The following is an 18599-nucleotide window of genomic DNA, read 5'->3' as shown; positions in this document are numbered from 1 at the left end:
TGTTAGGAATTATGTCCCAGCCTCTTTTTTATTTATGTCTAATCACTCGCATTACTTTTAACATACTGTACCAGAGAGAACTATCTTTTCTATACACCAAAAATCGCGGTTCCCACTGGGGACTATATTTTTCTTTATATCTTCGTAACCCCTGAAAACGATATAAACCATTAAAATGTTCAAACACACGTCCCGCAATACGTTCTCGTAAATAAGAATAATCGAGTTGACCTACATTTGATAAGGTAGCCATACCCATGTTAAAAGCTTTATACCCTTTTTCTTTACCCCATAATAACATATGTAGATATAATCCATCCATTAGAGGTAAATCTAATTCAGGTAACCAACGAATTAAATCTACTGAAATTGCTTCGTTATAGTATGTCGGCATTAATGTACAAAAAGCAATAATCTTACCTTCTTCATTTTTCATAATTCCAATTGGGGCTTTATCTAAATACTGTTCTGTAAATTGCCCAACAGAAAAATGCATTTCAGTACGTCCATCGAGCCACTTATCACTTACTTTTCTAAGCTCTTCTATAAACGCTTTAGAAAATGGTGGTTCTATAATGTCAAATTTAATATTTAAATCATTAAATTTATTCAGTGTTGCTCTAAAACCACGTCGTTTTTTTCCAGAAGTAGTAAATTGTGTTAAATCAATAATAGCCTCTTCGCCTAATTTAAAAAATTGATTTCCAAAATTATGATACAACGGCATAAAACGATCAGATACTTGATAGAAAATGACATCATAACCTAACTTTTCAGCATAACTATAGAAATCAGCCAACAATGATTGGAATGATGCTGTATTTCCAATTGGATCTCCCAATACGACCAGCGCATTTGATTTATATCTATACATAAGAAAAGCTTGTTCACTGTCATACATAAATACATCTTTATCACCGCTATATATCAAATGACTTAAATAATTCCCTCCATATGTTTCTATGATTGATTTACATTGAGAATATTCTTGTAATTGATGTGGGCGTTCAAAGCGACGACCAAATAACCATGCAATACCAACAATTAATAATATAACAACTATCACAGTTAACCAGAAATAGTATTTTAATAATGACGTATCCATTTCCAAGTGATATAAATCTAAAGCATATAAAGTTTCAGAAATAATGAAATGATTAATATATAAAACAATCACACTAATGACTAAGGTAAATATTAAGTTTTTTAATCTAAATGGACGTTTAAATACTTTCGCACGTCGATAAGCTAAAATAAGTAAGATAAAAATAATGATGAGCCATGTAAGTAACATGATAGAAGCATACGTATATAACGTTGCAAGAAATATTAACACAAGTGAAATCATTGAATACATAATTGCTCTCTTACTTTGCTTATATATACCCCTTACATTAACAAGTAATATTAAACATGCACTTGTATGAATAGACAACATGATATAGTAAATAAAATGATCAGCATCATATAATCCATCATAAACAATCGTCACATTATTAATAAAGAAAATAAAACTTGTTAATAGTGCAAGAATAGATAAAGCAAATGCTGGGATTTTTGAAATAATATCTTTTTGATAAGACAGTATGAATGAGGTAACATCTTTAGCGGGTACAAAATATTTAGATTCTTCAAAGTACTTACGCGCAGAATTGCCAAATTCAAACGTAGATAGAATTAAAGCAATGATAATAGGTACAAAATAATAAGCAAAACGATATAGCAGTAAGGCAATCAATATTTTTTCTTCAGGAATATCTAAAGATTTTAGTCCTAATAAAACAACTAAATCAAATGCCCCGAATCCACCTGGAATAAAACTAATCAGTCCAGAGAGTGCAGCAATAATAAAAATACCAAGTAATGTTGTAAAAGCTACATGAATATCAATAATCCATGCCGACAAGTAAAGTACAACAGCAGCAGCTATCCATTCAATACTTGAAACAAGCGTGCAATATATCCCTACCAATTTATTATGTTCAGTAACCGGTTTAACGACTGTATACACTATAAAAATAGGTAAAAATAAAGCGACTACGTACAATACCCATTTTACAAAACGTACTTTATCAAGAATATGAGAAGCATCGAAAATATGAAGTACGACTAAAATAGATAAGAAGCTTAAACCAGTTAACATTGAAACTAATATGATTGAAATAGCGTGAAGTAATCTTTTTCTATCAGAAGTATAATTTTTATAAATAAATGTTCTAAATCCTGCGCCTATAAATCCACCAAATCCAACAATAGCATTAAATGCATTAATAATATAACTCAAACGAAATACTTTGTTCAGTGGTATACTCAACTTTAAAGTTTTAACAAGAATGACATCATATAAACTTAAAAGTAGCATTGATGCGCCACCACATATAAATAAACCAATTAAAAACCATCGATTGATTTTACTAAATGCTTCTAATGTTTGTTTGAAGTTAATATGTGACAATTCATGATATAAAGTAGCAACTACTACAATAAAAAGTGTGATAGCAAATACCACTTTTAATATAGATATTAATCTATTTTTATGTTCTTCAGTCATTATTCATTATTATCCTTTACATTATATTAATATAAAATATATCATATCATATTCTAGTTATATATCTTTAGACTATTGAACTAACATAATTGTAAGATAAAAGAGAGTGGAAGAGAATTCATCGTCCCACTTTTGCAAGATGATTAGTACTATATTAAAAAGCCTAAGACAACTCATTATGTCTCAGGCTTTTTAATATAGTGCTTTATTCTGCTTCTGTGTAATCTTTATGTTCTTCCTTTTTAATTTCATATTGACCTGCATCGTCACCATAATATTTATTGTAACGACGTTTAAATAATAAGAAAATGTGAGAAGCTAATACTTTTAAAATAGCATAGCCAGGAATACCTAAAATAACTCCTACAATACCTAACAAATTACCCGCACTTAATAAAATAAAAATAATTGTTAGAGGATGAATTTTTAATGTTTTCCCCATAATATTAGGAGAAATAAAATGACCTTCAATAAATTGAACTAACGTCCACACAATAATCAATTTTAATAGCATAAACGGTGAAGTAATAATCGCAATAATAATTGCCGGAGAAATTGCAATTGTTGGTCCTAAGTATGGGACTACACTCGTTACTGCAGCAATTGAAGCTAGAACTAACCCATAATCCAAACCAATAATCGAATAACCAATAAACAATAAAATACCAATACAAAATGATACAATAATTTGGCCTTGAATATATGATCCGACCTGTACACTCATTTTTTCTAATAAATCATGATAGTCTTTTCTAAATTTAGGTGGCATAATTTTAGTTGTATAGTCTCTAAATTTAGTTCCATCTTTCAACATAAAGAATAATACAAATGGTGTAGTTGCAATCACAACACCGACATTCACAATAGCTTCTGCAAATGTTCTAATTTTAGTTCCAAATCCACTAAAATAATCTGACGTTAACGATGGAATCTTTTTAGAAGTAGAATCAAGCCATTCCTGAATTTGATTATAAAATGAAGATAAAATAGACATATGTGTTACTTTATCAATAGCTCTATTAAATTTTTCAATATATTTTGGGAAGTTACTTGCAAGTTGTTTAATTTGATCACCAATCACAGGAATTAATAAATCGATAATTAATGTTGCGCCTCCAATAATCACTAAAAAGACTATTATAATTGCTAATAATCTTGGAATATTATAACGTTCCATCAAATTAATTACTGGATTTAACAAATAATACAAAATAAGCGATAAAATAATTGGCGCTGCAATAGTATTAAAGATAATGACAAAAGGCTGAAAAACATAAGAAATTTTGTCAAAGATGAATATAGTAATACCAAGTAATACTAATGAAACTAGCGCAAATAATAAATCTTTACCACCCAAAAACTTCATAAAGCGTGTTTCAGAAAAGCTTAGCTTATTAGTTTTCTTTCCTTCATCCTTTTTGTGGTCCATTGACATATCATTTTCACCGTACCCTTTAATCTAAAATAAAATAATCTATATTATATCATACCATGTAGCTTATTCATTTTGTGTGTTATTTTGAGATTGAAAATGATAAATATGCAAAGCTAAATAAACAATTTCTGAATCATCTATATCAATATCTAGATCTTTTTGAATAACTTTAGAAATCTTATATGCTGTACTATAACAATTAGGGTAATATGTTTTGACCATATTGATAAACTCATCTTGTGCATGAACGTATTCCTTTTTATTTAAACGACGAATTAGGAATTGAATATGTCTAATAAATCGTTGATATTGAACAGTTCGAGGATTTACAGGATACCCTATGTCATTTTCGATAATTAATACACATTTACTTATCATTTTATTAATTAAAGATATTTCACTCATAGGTAAATCTTCTTTATTTGAAGCAATATGCAATGCTATAAAACCTATTTCATCATCAGGAAATGTGACGTCTAATTTCTCATTTAATCGCTGTATAACTTGTGTGGCGATATCATATGCCTCACTATATAAATGTTTAGTTTCCATTGCAAAGGGATTACTAATTATTTGATTTTGTTTTAAGCGTTTATATGCAAAAGTAATATGATCGGTTAAGGCAATGACTAGTTGTTTATCATCTTTCATATAAGTTGTACTTGTAATATAGTTAACTGATTCAATAATTGCCTGTAAGACCTCTTCATCAGCTATTTCAACTAGAGATTTATAATATTCTTGTTGTTGTTTTTGATCTAATTTATACACTTTCTCAATAGAAGCATTATCATCTACGACCATTCCAGGCTTTTTATTAAAACCAATGCCTTTACCGATTAAAATAACTTCTTGATTACTATTGATGCATATGATGACGTTATTATTTAAAATTTTTGAAATATGATATTTGCTCATCATTATCATCCTTTTTTACTATTAAAATTATATAGTTAAACATTATATTTGAAAAGTCATTCTTTTAAAAAACACTTCTTTCTCGCATTACTCTAAGAGATGGAGAAAAGAAGTGTTGATTTAAATTATTAATGTTTTTTAGATATTTTATCTTCGCGTCCCCAAGATTCAATACCAAATAAATTAATCTCAAGGTTTTCTGGTTTAAATACCGGTTTTAAACCGGCACGTTTTTGTTGAATATAATCTTTCATAACAGCAAATGCAATATTTGAAAGACCTATAATGGAAACAAGGTTTACAATGGCCATTAATCCCATAAATAAGTCCGCTGTACTCCATACGGTTTCAGTTTTAACAACTGCGCCTATAAATACTAATACAACAACTAAGCATCTAAAAATAAATAAAATTGCTTTATTTTTAGATAGAAATTCTATATTAGATTGTCCGTAATAGTAATTACCAACTACAGAAGAAAATGCAAATAGAGTAATCGCGACAGTTAAGAAGATACCACCTGGAGAACCAAGATGTTCATTCAATGCAGATTGTGTAACTTCTACACCTTGTGGCGCTTTTTCACCAAATTTTAAGCCTGAGTAAAGTAAAATCATAATAGCTGTTGCTGTACAAACAAGCATTGTATCGAAGAAGACACCTAAAGATTGAAGTAATCCTTGTTTTACTGGATGTGGTACAGCAGCAGTAGCAGCCGCATTGGGTGCTGAACCCATACCTGCTTCGTTAGAGAATAAGCCACGTTTTATACCTTGTAAAATCGCTGTACCTACCGCGCCACCAGCGACTTGTTCCATTCCGAACGCACTTTTAATAATTGTACCAATCATTGGAATGATTTGATCAAAATTCATTAGTAAGATAAATAAAACTATACCAACATAAACGATAGCCATTATTGGAACAATTAAAGATGACAACGTTGCAATACTACGTACACCACCGAAGATAATGATTGCTGTAATGACAGCCAAAATAATACCAGTAATGACTGGACTAATATGATATTGTGTTCTTAAAGATTCAGCAATAGTATTCGATTGAACAGTGTTAAATACAAATGCAAATGTAACAGTAATTAACACAGCAAATGTGATACCAAGCCATTTTTGATTTAAACCTTTGGTTATGTAATAAGCTGGACCTCCTCGGAAGCCACCTTCTTTATCATGAACTTTGTAAACTTGTGCAAGTGTTGCTTCTATAAATGCACTCGCAGCTCCGATAAATGCGATAATCCACATCCAAAAAACTGCCCCAGGACCCCCTAACACAATTGCTGTTGCTACACCAGCAATATTTCCTGTTCCAACACGGGAACCTGCACTAATAGCAAATGCTTGAAAAGGTGAAATACCTTTCTCTCCATTTTTCAAAGTTTCTGGTTTTTCAACTAATGCTCTAAACATTTCAGGTAACATTCGTAATTGAACAAATTTAGAACTAATAGTAAAGAAGATACCTACTGTCAATAGTAAACCTATTAAATACTGTGACCAGATTAAATCATTTCCAACTTGAACAACAGATTTAAACCAATCAGGTATTAAACTATCAAAATCTCTCAATTAAATCCCTCTCATCAAAATTATTGTTATGATATACATTACAAGAGATTTATATTGTAGTATTAAAGGTCAAAATGTACATGTTTTTCATGTCATCACTTTGATATACTTATCAACAATATAAATCTCTTGTGAGTTATAAATAGTTAAATATTAAATTAATTTTATCATCTTATGAATTACTTGAAAACAAAAATTTTAAAATCATATTAATTTATTATCATTGATTTTACATTTCCAAATTCATTTGTATCAACTACAAATGAACCATTTGTATATTGTTCAGAAAGATGAATATTAGAAATTTCACCTGTTTCAGCATGTTTATCTGAATAAAGTGTATAGTATGTTTCATCTCTGACAACATATGCAGCTACAATACGATGAGGATTTTTTTTCAATTCTTTTAAAAGTGTAATACCTCTTTGTGCGCGTTTGGCATCTTGTAATATATCTTTAGCAATACGTTTTATTGCTCCTCTTTGGGTAGCCATAATTATTGAATTATTCTGATCAACAGTATCAGTCATAATAACATAATCTTCATCTTTTAAATTGATAGATTTCACCCCAGCCGCTCTTAATCCTGTATCTGAAAGTTCTTCTGTAGAATACGTTAATGACATGCCTTTATGTGTAATAACAGTAATCATTTGTTCTTGAGTTATGCGAAGTACATTTACCACTTCGTCTTCATTTTTTAATTTTGTTGCAATGAGTGGCTTATTAAATCGCGTGGTTTTAAATAATGATTGATTACTTTTTTTAATCATGCCATTACGAGTTGCAATAATATAAAATGCTTTACCATCAAATGTTTTTTCGTTAAATACATCTATAATTCTCTCGTTTTCTTCTAAAGGCACAATTTGCGATACATGCTGACCTAACTCTTTCCATCGCACATCTGCAATTTTATGAATTGGAATAAAGAGATATCTTCCTTTATTTGTAAATACTAAAGCTGTATCTTGAGTATTTACAGTTTGGTATTTGAGTAGACTATCTCCCTCTTTTAAACCTACTTCTGTCACACCACTTGCATTAAAGCTACGTGTAGACGTACGTTTTATATATCCATGTCTAGTCACACTTAAAACCACTTCTTCACTTGGTACAATAACTTCTTTATCAATTTTAATTTCTGATATTTCCGCTTCAATTGAAGATAAACGTGATGTTTTAAAACGTTTTCGAATCTCTGTAAGTTCTTTTTTAATAACATTTAATAATGCGTCATGGTTATCAAGAATATTTCGGTACGCTTCTATTAATTTTTGTAATTCTTCATGTTCTTCTTCAAGTGCAACAATATCAGTATTAGTTAAACGATATAATTGAAGCATCACAATGGCTTCTGCTTGTGCTTCAGTAAAGTCAAATTCTTTTACTAAATTATCTTTTGCATCTTTTTTATTTTTAGAATGACGAATCAGCGCAATCACTTCATCTAATATAGATAAAGCTTTCATAAGACCTTCTACAATATGCATGCGCTTTTCAGCATGATTTAAGTCGTATTTTGTACGATTAGCTACAACTTCAATTTGATGATTTAAATAGCTGTCAATAATTTCACGTAGACCCATTAATTTTGGACGTCCATCACTAATAGCGACCATATTGAAATTATAAGTAATTTGTAAATCAGAATTTTTATATAAATAGTTTTTAATAGACTCTGAATTAACATCTTTTTTTAATTCAATAGCAATTCTTAAACCTGTACGATCTGTTTCATCACGTACTTCAATAATACCATCTACTTTTTTATCAGCACGAAGCTCATCAATACGTTTCACAAGCGAACTTTTATTCACTTCATAAGGAATTTCTGTCACAATTAATTGTTTACGTCCATTTCTTAACGCTTCTTCATCTACTTTTGAACGAACAACAATTTTTCCTTTTCCTGTTTCATAGGCTTTCTTAATACCATCAATACCTTGAATAATACCGCCTGTCGGAAAATCAGGACCTTTGATATATTTCATTAATTGATTTACTGAAATATTAGGATTATCAATATATTTTAATGTTGCTTGAATTACTTCACCTAAATTATGTGGAGGAATATCAGTAGCATATCCTGCCGAAATACCAGTCGAACCGTTTACTAGTAAATTTGGAAATCTTGCCGGTAACACCATAGGTTCAAGTGTTGTGTCATCATAGTTTGGTATAAAGGACACTGTTTCCTTATTAATGTCACGAACCAACTCCTCAGAAAGTTGACTTAACTTCGCTTCTGTATAACGCATCGCAGCAGGTGGATCATTATCAATACTACCATTATTACCGTGCATTTCGATTAATACATGACGCAACTTCCAATCTTGGCTTAAACGTACCATTGCATCATAAACTGAAGAATCACCATGTGGATGATATTGACCAATAACATCCCCAACTGTTTTCGCACTTTTACGGAAATTTTTATCATACGTATTGCCACTACTATACATAGCAAATAAAATTCTACGTTGTACAGGTTTTAAACCATCACGCACATCCGGTAACGCACGTTCTTGAATAATATATTTACTATATCTTCCAAAGCGATCACCAATAACATCTTCAAGTGATAGGTCTTGAATTATCTCACTCAATTGACTTCCTCCTCATCATATTCTTCAGTATCAAGTATTTGAACTTCTGTATTATCTAAAATACTTTGATCTTCTTGCATGCCAAATTCAACATGATTTTCAATCCATTCACGTCTTGGTGCAACTTTATCTCCCATTAATGTTGTTACACGTTTAGAAGAACGTACTTCATCATCGATTTGGACTCTAATCAACGTTCTTGTCTCAGGATTCATTGTAGTTTCCCACAATTGCTCAGGATTCATTTCACCTAAACCTTTATAGCGCTGTAAAATAAAGCCTTTACCTAATTGTTTTTGAAGTTTGTCCAATTCATCATCTGTCCAAGCATATTCTACTTTTTTAGATTTCCCTTTACCTTTTTCTAATTTGTATAACGGAGGTAATGCAATAAAAACACGACCTGCTTGAACAAGAGGTCTCATATATTTGAAGAAAAATGTTAATAATAACACTTGAATATGGGCGCCATCTGTATCAGCATCAGTCATAATAATAACTCTATTATAATTACTATCTTCTAATTTAAAATCATTACCAACACCAGCACCAATTGTATGAATAATTGTATTAATTTCTTCATTTTTGAAAATATCTTCAAGTTTTGCTTTTTCAGTATTAATCACTTTACCTCGTAAAGGTAAAATAGCCTGGAATTTTCTATCTCTTCCAAGTTTAGCTGATCCCCCTGCTGAATCACCTTCGACAAGATATAATTCATTTTTCTCAGTATTCTTACTTTGAGCAGGCGTTAACTTTCCTGATAATAATGTATCTTTACGTTTGTTTTTCTTACCAGAACGTGCATCCTCCCGTGCCTTACGAGCCGCTTCTCTTGCCTGTTGCGCTTTAATAGCTTTCTTCACAAGTGATTTAGATAATTGTCCTTTTTCCTCTAAATAATAAGGTAATTTTTCAGAAACAACAGAATCTACTGCACTACGCGCTTCTGATGTACCAAGCTTAGATTTAGTTTGTCCCTCAAATTGCAGTAATTCTTCTGGAATACGTACAGAAATCACTGCTGTTAATCCTTCTCTAATATCATTACCATCTAAGTTTTTATCTTTATCTTTAAGTTCATTGATACGGCGTGCATAGTCATTAAATACGCGTGTCATTGCTGTTTTAAATCCTACTTCATGAGTTCCGCCGTCTTTTGTACGTACATTATTAACAAAACTTAATATACTTTCAGAATATTGATCATTATATTGAAAAGCAACATCTACTTCGATTCCATTTGCAGCACCTGTAAACGTCGTAACATCATGCAATACTTCTTTACCTTCATTGATATAACTTACAAATTCTTTAATACCTTCTTCGTAATGATAAACATCTTCACGTTCTTTTCCATCACGTAGATCTTTCAATGTAATTTTTAAGTTTTTTAATAAGAATGCAGATTCTTGTAAGCGCTCACTTAATATATCAAAATTAAATGCCGTTGTTGCTTTAAAAATACTTGAATCTGGTTTAAATGTGACTTTTGTACCTGTTTTCTTAGTTTTTCCCGCTTTCACTAAACCAGAAGTTGGAATACCACCATCCTTAAAAGATTGCTTATAAATTTGTCCATCTCGATGAATTTCAACTTCTAACCATTCACTTAAAGCATTAACTACGGAAGCACCAACACCATGAAGTCCTCCAGAAGTTTTATATCCACCTTGTCCAAATTTACCTCCAGCATGTAATACAGTAAAAATAACTTCTACAGTAGGTTTACCAGACGCATGCATACCAGTTGGCATACCTCTCCCATTATCTTCCACTGAAATACTATTATCTTTATTGATTGTTACATCAATTTCATTACCATAACCATTTAAAACTTCATCGACGGAGTTATCGACAATTTCATATACTAAATGGTGTAATCCACGTTTATCAGTCGACCCAATATACATCCCAGGACGTTTTCTAACTGCCTCAAGTCCTTCTAATACTTGAATCGAATCATCTGAATAATGATTTGTCATTTTTGTTGCCAATGCGTTCGCCTCCTACAAACGTACGTTCGTTTTTTTAACTTTACAATAGTTATTCTTATATAAAACGCATTAAAATGCAAGTATGAGTTCTATAAGATAAACATTTAACTTAATATATAAGACGTTTTTTCAATTTTTAATCGTTGTCAGGAATACTTTGTGATAAAATATACCTACATTATATAAGGGATGTGTAAACAAATTATGATGATAGTTCTCATGTTGATTTTAAGCTATCTCATTGGAGCTATTCCAAATGGTTATGTTATAGGAAAAGTTTTTTTTAAAAAAGATATTAGAGAATTTGGAAGCGGTAATACTGGTGCCACAAATAGTTTTAGAGTTTTAGGAAAACCAGCTGGATTTATCGTTACTTTTTTAGATATATTTAAAGGATTCATTACTGTATTTTTCCCGTTATGGTTTCCAGTGCATGCGCAGGGACCAATTAGTACATTCTTCACACATGGATTAATTGTCGGTATTTTTGCAATAATTGGTCACGTTTATCCTATTTATCTTAAATTTAAAGGAGGTAAGGCTGTAGCCACAAGTGCCGGAGTTGTGTTAGGAGTTAATCCAATCTTACTTTTAATTTTAGCAGTCATATTCTTTGGAATTTTATATTTAACAAAGTATGTGTCATTATCCAGTATTATTGCGGCAATCAGCTGTGTGATAGGTTCATTAATTATTCATGATTACATATTATTTGGAATGAGTGCTTTTGTATCAATCATTTTAATTTTTAGACACCGTTCTAATATTGTTAGAATTTTTAAAGGTGAAGAACCAAAAATCAAATGGATGTAAAATGGATGATCTTGCACCAAATGTGAAGATTCAGTTTAGTTCTATTAATTAAATATGATAAACGGTTCATGTTTAATCATGAGAACAATATGTTTTAATTCAAACAATTTTTGCATTATAAATATCATAATTATTAATATAAAGGATGGTTCTTACAATGAAAATCAAATTGACTGATGAAGCAGTTGAATGGTTTAAAAATGAATTAGATTTACCTGAAGAGAATAAAGTCTTACAATTTTATGTGAGGTATGGTGGAGAATTTCAACTTAAACAAGGTTTTAGCCCAGCATTTCGTGTGGAATTGAGCAATGATGTTGAGATAGGTTATCACGAAAATTATAATGATTTAATTGTTGTAGTTTCAGAAGATGACTTATGGTATTTTGAAGATCATGAAGTTCTAGTTGAAAAAGTAGACCATGAAGACGAAATTGTTTATTCTACAACTAATTAAAAAAAGACCATAAATATCTAATATTTACAGATATTTATGGTCTTATATTTATATATTCAAATCGCTACGTTGTGTGACTTCTAATTCCTTACCTTCGTTATTCAATGCTTCGACTTCACTATATACTTGATGCCATTCTGGAAAATAACGATCTAAACGAATTGGTCTGAAATCACTTGCTTTAATACATAATAGCTGAGTGGAACCTGTGGTAGCTAATTCCCCTTTTTCATTATATACTTCATAACAGTACGTTGAACGCAATCTTGAATAATGTTCTACCCATGTTTTCACTTTAACTTTTTCAGGATAAAAAATGGATTTCTTATATTGAACTTGTAAATCCACGACGGGTGAGATGATACCTTCTTTTTCCATATCTGCATAACTAAAACCTAATTTACGAATATAATCAGTACGAGCAACTTCAAACCATGTAGCATAATTCCCATGATAAATTACTCCCATTTTATCTGTTTCTTGGTATCTCGCTTCAATTTCAGTCATACTATAAATCATATTTATGTACCTCTTTCCAATTAAGTTCACTTTCAATATTAACATAAAAAGGATGATTGCTATAGAATTCCCATTTACTACTTTTATTACTGAAATAGCTCAATGACACGAATGAAGAAAAAATCCTTAGATGAGATTGCCATCTAAGGATTCAAAATACATTCAAATTTTTAAATACTTTTTCGAATAATTGTATTATTGAGCAAGTTTATTTCTTAATACCATTTGTAGAATGCCACCGTGACGATAATAGTCGATTTCAACTTGTGAATCAAAACGAACAATGACATCAAAATCAACCACTTCTCCATTTTCTTTTTTTGCATGAACTTTAATAATATCATGTGGTTGTACATCTTCGTTAATATCTACAGAGATTTCTTCTCTACCATTTAGACCAAGTGAATCAGCTGATTCTCCATCTTTAAATTGTAATGGTAATACACCCATCATAACTAAGTTAGAACGATGAATACGTTCATAACTTTGTGCTATTACAGTTTTAACGCCTAATAAATTAGTACCTTTAGCAGCCCAGTCACGTGAAGATCCCATACCATAATCGTTGCCTGCTAATACTGCTAAGCCAGTGCCATCTTCTTTATATTTCATTGCAGCATCATAAATTGGCATAATTTCATCAGTTGGCCAATATGTTGTAAAGCCACCTTCTGTACCTGGTGCTAATTGGTTTTTAATTCTAATATTCGCAAATGTACCACGCACCATAACTTCATGGTTACCACGACGAGAACCATATGAGTTAAAATCACGAATAGCTACGTCATGATTTAATAAGTATTTACCTGCTGGTGTATCTTTACCAATAGCACCTGCTGGAGAAATGTGGTCAGTTGTAACTGAGTCACCAAATTTACCCATTACACGTAAATCTTTTAATGGTTCAATGGTACCTGGTTCTTTTGATAAACCTTGGAAGAATGTTGGATTTTGAATATATGTTGAATTAGGATCGAAGTTATATAATGGAGAGTCAGTAACATCAATTTCATTCCACATTTCATTGTTGTTATATACATTTTCATATTCTTCTTTAAATAATTCAGGTGTGACAACACTATCTACTGTATCAGCGACTTCTTTAATTGAAGGCCAAATATCATTTAAGTATACATCTTGACCATCTTCACCTTTACCAAGTGGTTCATTTTGTAAATCAATATCAACTGTACCAGCTAAAGCATACGCAACGACTAATTGAGGTGAAGCAAGATAGTTCGCTTTAACTAATGGATGGATTCGACCTTCAAAGTTACGGTTACCAGATAATACAGAAGTAACTAGTAAATCTTCTTTAGCAATAGCTTTTTCAATTTCTGGCAATAGCGGTCCAGAGTTACCAATACAAGTTGTACATCCATAACCTACTAGATTAAATCCTAAATCATCAAGATATTTTTGTAATCCAGAATCACGTAAATAACCTGTCACTACTTTTGAACCTGGTGCTAATGATGTTTTAACATATTCAGGCACTTTTAATCCCTTTTCAACTGCTTTTTTCGCAACTAAACCAGCACCTAACATAACGTAAGGATTCGATGTGTTTGTACATGAAGTGATCGCTGCAATAGCAATATCTCCTGTTTTCATAGTTGTTTCAGAACCATCCTTAAATTGAATATGAGCTGATTTATCAAATTCTCTTTGATCCAAACCATGACCTTGATTTCCAGCAGGAGCAGTTACAGATTTTTCGAATTCTTTTTTCATATCACTTAAGAAAATTAAATCTTGAGGACGTTTAGGACCAGATAATGAAGCTTCAACTGTCGATAAATCTAAATGAATTACATCTGTATATTGTGGATCTTCTTTATCTGATGTAAAGAACATATTGTTTTGTTGTAAATAAGCTTTGACTAACTCAACGTGCTCTTCAGAACGGCCAGTTAATTTCATATATTTAAGTGACTCTTCATCAACTGGGAAGAAACCACAAGTTGCACCATATTCAGGAGCCATGTTAGCAATAGTCGCTCGATCAGCTAATGGTAAATCGGTAACACCAGGACCGAAGAATTCTACAAATTTACCAACTACACCCTTTTTACGTAGCTCTTGAGTTACTCGTAATGCTAAGTCAGTGGCAGTTGATCCTTGAGGTAATGAATTAGTTAAGCGTACCCCAATCACTTCAGGAATTGGGAAATATGATGGTTGACCAAGCATACCTGCTTCAGCTTCAATACCACCGACACCCCAGCCTAATACACCAATACCATTTATCATAGTAGTATGTGAATCTGTACCAACAAGCGTATCTGGGAAAGCAGTTTGTTCACCGTCCACGTCTCTTACATGAACTACCTTAGCTAAATATTCTAAGTTAACTTGGTGTACGATGCCTGTTGCAGGCGGTACAGCATTATAATTATTAAATGCTTTTGTCGCCCAGTTTAAAAATTGATAACGTTCATAGTTCCTTTCAAATTCTAATTTCATATTGCGTTCTAACGCACGTGGGTTTGCATAGCTATCTACTTGTACAGAGTGATCGATGACTAAATCAACCGGTACTTCTGGATTGATTTTATTAATATCTCCACCTACATCATTCATAGCTTTACGTAATGAAGCTAAGTCAACAACCGCAGGTACCCCTGTAAAATCTTGCAAGATTACACGAGAAGGTTTGAAAGGTACTTCTCCTTCATTACCTTCTTTACCAAAATGGGCTAATGCTTTAATATGATCATCTGTAATAACAAAGTCATCTTCTTGTCTTAATACTGATTCTAGTAGAACACGAATAGAATAAGGTAACTTACTAATTTTAGTTAAACCTTGTTCTTCAAGACTTTTTAAATCATAATATGTATATGATTTACCTCGAACTTCAAATGATTTTTTTGCTTGTTCTTTAATGTTAGAAGTCATTTGATTATCCCCCTTGAATATTAAACATTCATAATTATACTTCTTTAATTAAATTGTATAATTATATGTTTTTTAAAACAACTATATATCACTAGAATTTGAGTGATTTGAATTTTGGTTTTATAATCAGTTAATATAAGAAATACTTATCATAGTACATTTAAACTATAAGTATTTTTTATTAAATGAGAATTTTTTTCAATAAGCTAAATGAAATAAAAAGGAAAGTAGAATAGAAATTCATTTTGAATTTTTGGCTCCAATATCAACATATATTGGATGTGGATTTTCTTTTGAAAGTCTTTATATTTCGATCTAACTATATTAAAAAACGCCTAAGACAAATAAGTTGTCTTAGGCGTTTTTTTTAATTATTGTTCTGCTTTCTCTGCATTACGTCGATTTTGACGTTTTTCTAATATATCAGATTCATAGTCTTTTTGTTGATATTCAATATATTCTTTTAGTCTATGTTTATTAGGCTGTAATGTTAATCCTAAGAATTTGCGTTCTTGGTTAGCATCTTTATAGAAACTAATCATCATTAGTATGACCACAAAGGAGAATGGTAATGCACTAATAATTGCAGCACTTTGTAGTGCGCCTAATGCTTCTGCGCCATCTCCACCACCTGCTAAGAGTAAGATGAAGGCAATAAGAGATTGTGCAATACCCCATGTTACTTTTACCACGTTAGATGGTTCTAATGAGCCATATGTTGTTTGCATACCTAATACAAATGTTGCTGAATCGGCTGATGTAATAAAGAATGAACCGATTAATATAAGTGCAACAAGTGATAAAATCATTCCTAAAGGTAAATGATTAAATACGCCAAAGAGTTGCGTTTCTGCTGACATCTTGAATAGCTCAGAATGTTTTTTACCCATTTCAATACCTAATACGCCAAACACACTGAACCATAAGAAACTTACTAGAGCCGGAACAAGTAATACACCTGAAATAAATTCACGAATTGAACGTCCTTTAGACACACGTGCAATAAATACACCTACGAATGGGCTCCAGCTTAACCACCAGCCCCAATAATATAGTGTCCAAGAAGACATCCATTCTCTTTTTTGAGAATTTAATGCTGCTGTATCAAAACTGTTGAATAAGAATGTATTGAACAAACTACCAATTGAACTTGTAAACATGTTCAAAATTAATACAGTCGGTCCAACAATTAAAGCAACAATCATTAATATTGTACCTAAACCAATATTAGCATTACTTAAATATTGAATTCCTTTACTTAGACCAGACCAAGCACTAATAATAAATAAAATTGTAACAACAACAATAATAAGTGATTGAACCCATACATTATTTGGGACACCAAATAAGTAATTTAAACCACCGTTAATTTGTAATGCACCCATACCTAATGATACAGCTACCCCTACTACTGTAGCGAATACTGAAAGTACATCAATAATCGTACCAATAGGTCCTTCTACTTTATCTCCAAGCAATGGGCGTAATGTTCTAGAAACAAGTCCTGGTTCATCTTTTCTAAATTGAGCGTATGCTAAGGCAAGAGCTACGACACCATAAACTGCCCAAGCATGAAATCCCCAATGGAAGAAAGTAGAACGAAGTGATTCAGTAAAGGCTTCTGTCGTTTTTGGACTAGCAGTTGGTGGTGCTGCAAAGTGTGACATAGGTTCTGCTGCACCATAGAATACTAAACCAATACCCATACCTGCACTAAATAGCATGGCAAACCATGAAATCGTATTAAACTCTGGTTTATCATCAGGTTTGCCAAGTTTTAATTTCCCAATTGGACTGAAAATTAAAAAGACACAGAAGAAAACAATAATAGTTGTAAGTATTAAATAATACCAACCAAGTTTATCAGTAATCCATCCACTTATTGAACTAGTAATTGAATCGAATTGTTCCGGTACAATTGCCCCAATTAGTACAATAATCGCTACGATAATCGCACTATAAATAAATACCGGCGAAAATTTCTTTCCTTTCTTACTTGATTCAGAAGAAGAATTCATAACTAATATAACTCCCTTCATCTTAATATTAAATTTTTTCAAAATGAAAAATACACAATTAATTATAAAAATAATTAATTAATTTTTCGGTAAACCACTTTAATATAATAACAAACGTTTTAATATTAATCAAATTTCATTAATTTTAATATTTACTAATTTATTTATGTTTTGTATAGTATATTATATAAAAATTAAATAAATAGGAGATTACTATGCTAAAAGAATTTAAAGAGTTTGCATTTAAAGGAAATGTTTTAGATTTAGCAATTGCTGTAGTTATAGGAGCAGCATTTAATAAAATTGTATCATCCTTAGTAACTTATATTATCATGCCATTGATTGGTAAACTGTTTGGTTCGGTCGATTTTGCTAAAGATTGGCAACTTTGGGGCATTAAGTATGGTCTTTTCATTCAGTCAATTATTGATTTTATTATTGTTGCTTTTGCATTATTTATCTTTGTTAAGATTGCCAATACAATTATGAGAAAAGAAGAACCAGAAGAAGAAATTGATACAAATACGGTATTACTTACAGAAATTCGAGATCTTTTAAAAACAAATAAATAAATCCAAAGAGTCCGGGACATAAAGTTTCTAGATAAGTGAAAAAAGACAATTTCTATTGAAATAATATAGAAATTGTCTTTTTTATAATTTTTTTGATTATTTTCAGCTCGTCGAGCTGCTACTTTTCTTATATTAAGTGTCATTAATAAAAATCCTAGTTCTCTTTTGACTTTATTTATCCCTCAAATGGACATTCGAGTGAAACCCAAAATAGCCTTCA

Annotated in this window: 12 protein-coding genes and 1 pseudogene; 3 read left to right on the top strand and 10 right to left on the bottom strand. The window is 31.2% G+C overall.

Translation table 11 applies throughout. The features are described from left to right. Nucleotides 1-28: 28 nt before the first annotated feature. The 6 genes from mprF to parE all read right to left on the bottom strand — a co-directional run bounded on the left by mprF (nucleotide 29) and on the right by parE (nucleotide 11087). A complete protein-coding gene (mprF, locus tag HMPREF3131_RS05875; protein WP_049434253.1) occupies nucleotides 29-2551 on the bottom strand; it encodes a bifunctional lysylphosphatidylglycerol flippase/synthetase MprF in 2523 nt (840 codons plus the stop codon). 205 nt (nucleotides 2552-2756) lie between these two features. After that, nucleotides 2757-3986 (bottom strand): AI-2E family transporter, encoded by a 1230-nt coding sequence (locus HMPREF3131_RS05870; protein ID WP_017174679.1) that lies wholly within the window; start codon nucleotides 3984-3986, stop codon nucleotides 2757-2759. 63 nt (nucleotides 3987-4049) lie between these two features. Next, nucleotides 4050-4904: a glucose PTS transporter transcription antiterminator GlcT gene (gene glcT, locus HMPREF3131_RS05865; protein WP_017174678.1), complete on the bottom strand. Its 855-nt coding sequence runs from the start codon at nucleotides 4902-4904 to the stop codon at nucleotides 4050-4052. A gap of 128 nt (nucleotides 4905-5032) precedes the next feature. Next, complete coding sequence (locus tag HMPREF3131_RS05860) at nucleotides 5033-6493, bottom strand: glutamine transporter AlsT (RefSeq protein ID WP_017174677.1); 1461 nt, start codon at nucleotides 6491-6493, stop codon at nucleotides 5033-5035. A 209-nt stretch (nucleotides 6494-6702) separates the two neighbouring features. After that, nucleotides 6703-9102, bottom strand: coding sequence for a DNA topoisomerase IV subunit A (gene parC / locus HMPREF3131_RS05855; RefSeq protein WP_019835481.1), 2400 nt, complete (start codon nucleotides 9100-9102; stop codon nucleotides 6703-6705). Further along, nucleotides 9099-11087 (bottom strand): DNA topoisomerase IV subunit B, encoded by a 1989-nt coding sequence (parE, locus tag HMPREF3131_RS05850; protein ID WP_037541070.1) that lies wholly within the window; start codon nucleotides 11085-11087, stop codon nucleotides 9099-9101. Before parE ends, parC begins: the two co-directional genes overlap by 4 nt. A gap of 216 nt (nucleotides 11088-11303) precedes the next feature. On the opposite strand from parE, the gene plsY reads away from it, so the two are divergent. Both plsY and HMPREF3131_RS05840 read left to right on the top strand, forming a co-directional pair. Next, nucleotides 11304-11912 (top strand): glycerol-3-phosphate 1-O-acyltransferase PlsY, encoded by a 609-nt coding sequence (gene plsY, locus HMPREF3131_RS05845; RefSeq protein ID WP_029376749.1) that lies wholly within the window; start codon nucleotides 11304-11306, stop codon nucleotides 11910-11912. Nucleotides 11913-12069: 157 nt separating this feature from the next. Next, nucleotides 12070-12369, top strand: coding sequence for a HesB/YadR/YfhF family protein (locus tag HMPREF3131_RS05840; RefSeq protein WP_017174673.1), 300 nt, complete (start codon nucleotides 12070-12072; stop codon nucleotides 12367-12369). 48 nt (nucleotides 12370-12417) lie between these two features. Here the strand turns inward: HMPREF3131_RS05840 and menI are convergent, their stop codons facing one another. From menI to HMPREF3131_RS05825, 3 genes are all read right to left on the bottom strand, one after another. Next, complete coding sequence (gene menI / locus HMPREF3131_RS05835; RefSeq protein WP_017174672.1) at nucleotides 12418-12888, bottom strand: 1,4-dihydroxy-2-naphthoyl-CoA hydrolase MenI; 471 nt, start codon at nucleotides 12886-12888, stop codon at nucleotides 12418-12420. 195 nt (nucleotides 12889-13083) lie between these two features. After that, entirely contained in the window at nucleotides 13084-15789 is a 2706-nt protein-coding gene (acnA, locus tag HMPREF3131_RS05830) for an aconitate hydratase AcnA (RefSeq protein ID WP_070436528.1), read from the bottom strand. Between the two features lie 371 nt (nucleotides 15790-16160). Continuing rightward, nucleotides 16161-17807, bottom strand: coding sequence for a glycine betaine uptake BCCT transporter (locus HMPREF3131_RS05825; RefSeq protein WP_017174670.1), 1647 nt, complete (start codon nucleotides 17805-17807; stop codon nucleotides 16161-16163). A 215-nt stretch (nucleotides 17808-18022) separates the two neighbouring features. Here HMPREF3131_RS05825 and mscL point away from each other — a divergent pair, with 215 nt between their 5' ends. Continuing rightward, entirely contained in the window at nucleotides 18023-18379 is a 357-nt protein-coding gene (gene mscL / locus HMPREF3131_RS05820) for a large conductance mechanosensitive channel protein MscL (protein WP_002455375.1), read from the top strand. A gap of 5 nt (nucleotides 18380-18384) precedes the next feature. On the opposite strand, the pseudogene HMPREF3131_RS11515 reads toward mscL, so the two are convergent. Further along, nucleotides 18385-18599: pseudogene (locus HMPREF3131_RS11515) on the bottom strand (IS5/IS1182 family transposase); the annotation flags it as partial.

The organism is Staphylococcus sp. HMSC14C01 (assembly GCF_001808085.1).
GTDB lineage: Bacteria > Bacillota > Bacilli > Staphylococcales > Staphylococcaceae > Staphylococcus > Staphylococcus hominis.
The sequence above is the reverse complement of the archived record's forward strand: the minus strand, read 5'-3'. Positions and strand labels throughout refer to the sequence as shown.

What these genes read in the sequence shown, in the direction of transcription:
- mprF (WP_049434253.1), bottom strand. Translation starts at nt 2,551, where the DNA reads ATGACTGAAGAACATAAAAATAGATTAATATCTATATTAAAAGTGGTA.
- HMPREF3131_RS05870 (WP_017174679.1), bottom strand. Translation starts at nt 3,986, where the DNA reads ATGTCAATGGACCACAAAAAGGATGAAGGAAAGAAAACTAATAAGCTA.
- glcT (WP_017174678.1), bottom strand. Translation starts at nt 4,904, where the DNA reads ATGAGCAAATATCATATTTCAAAAATTTTAAATAATAACGTCATCATA.
- parE (WP_037541070.1), bottom strand. Translation starts at nt 11,087, where the DNA reads ATGACAAATCATTATTCAGATGATTCGATTCAAGTATTAGAAGGACTT.
- plsY (WP_029376749.1), top strand. Translation starts at nt 11,304, where the DNA reads ATGATGATAGTTCTCATGTTGATTTTAAGCTATCTCATTGGAGCTATT.
- HMPREF3131_RS05840 (WP_017174673.1), top strand. Translation starts at nt 12,070, where the DNA reads ATGAAAATCAAATTGACTGATGAAGCAGTTGAATGGTTTAAAAATGAA.
- menI (WP_017174672.1), bottom strand. Translation starts at nt 12,888, where the DNA reads ATGATTTATAGTATGACTGAAATTGAAGCGAGATACCAAGAAACAGAT.
- acnA (WP_070436528.1), bottom strand. Translation starts at nt 15,789, where the DNA reads ATGACTTCTAACATTAAAGAACAAGCAAAAAAATCATTTGAAGTTCGA.
- HMPREF3131_RS05825 (WP_017174670.1), bottom strand. Translation starts at nt 17,807, where the DNA reads ATGAATTCTTCTTCTGAATCAAGTAAGAAAGGAAAGAAATTTTCGCCG.
- mscL (WP_002455375.1), top strand. Translation starts at nt 18,023, where the DNA reads ATGCTAAAAGAATTTAAAGAGTTTGCATTTAAAGGAAATGTTTTAGAT.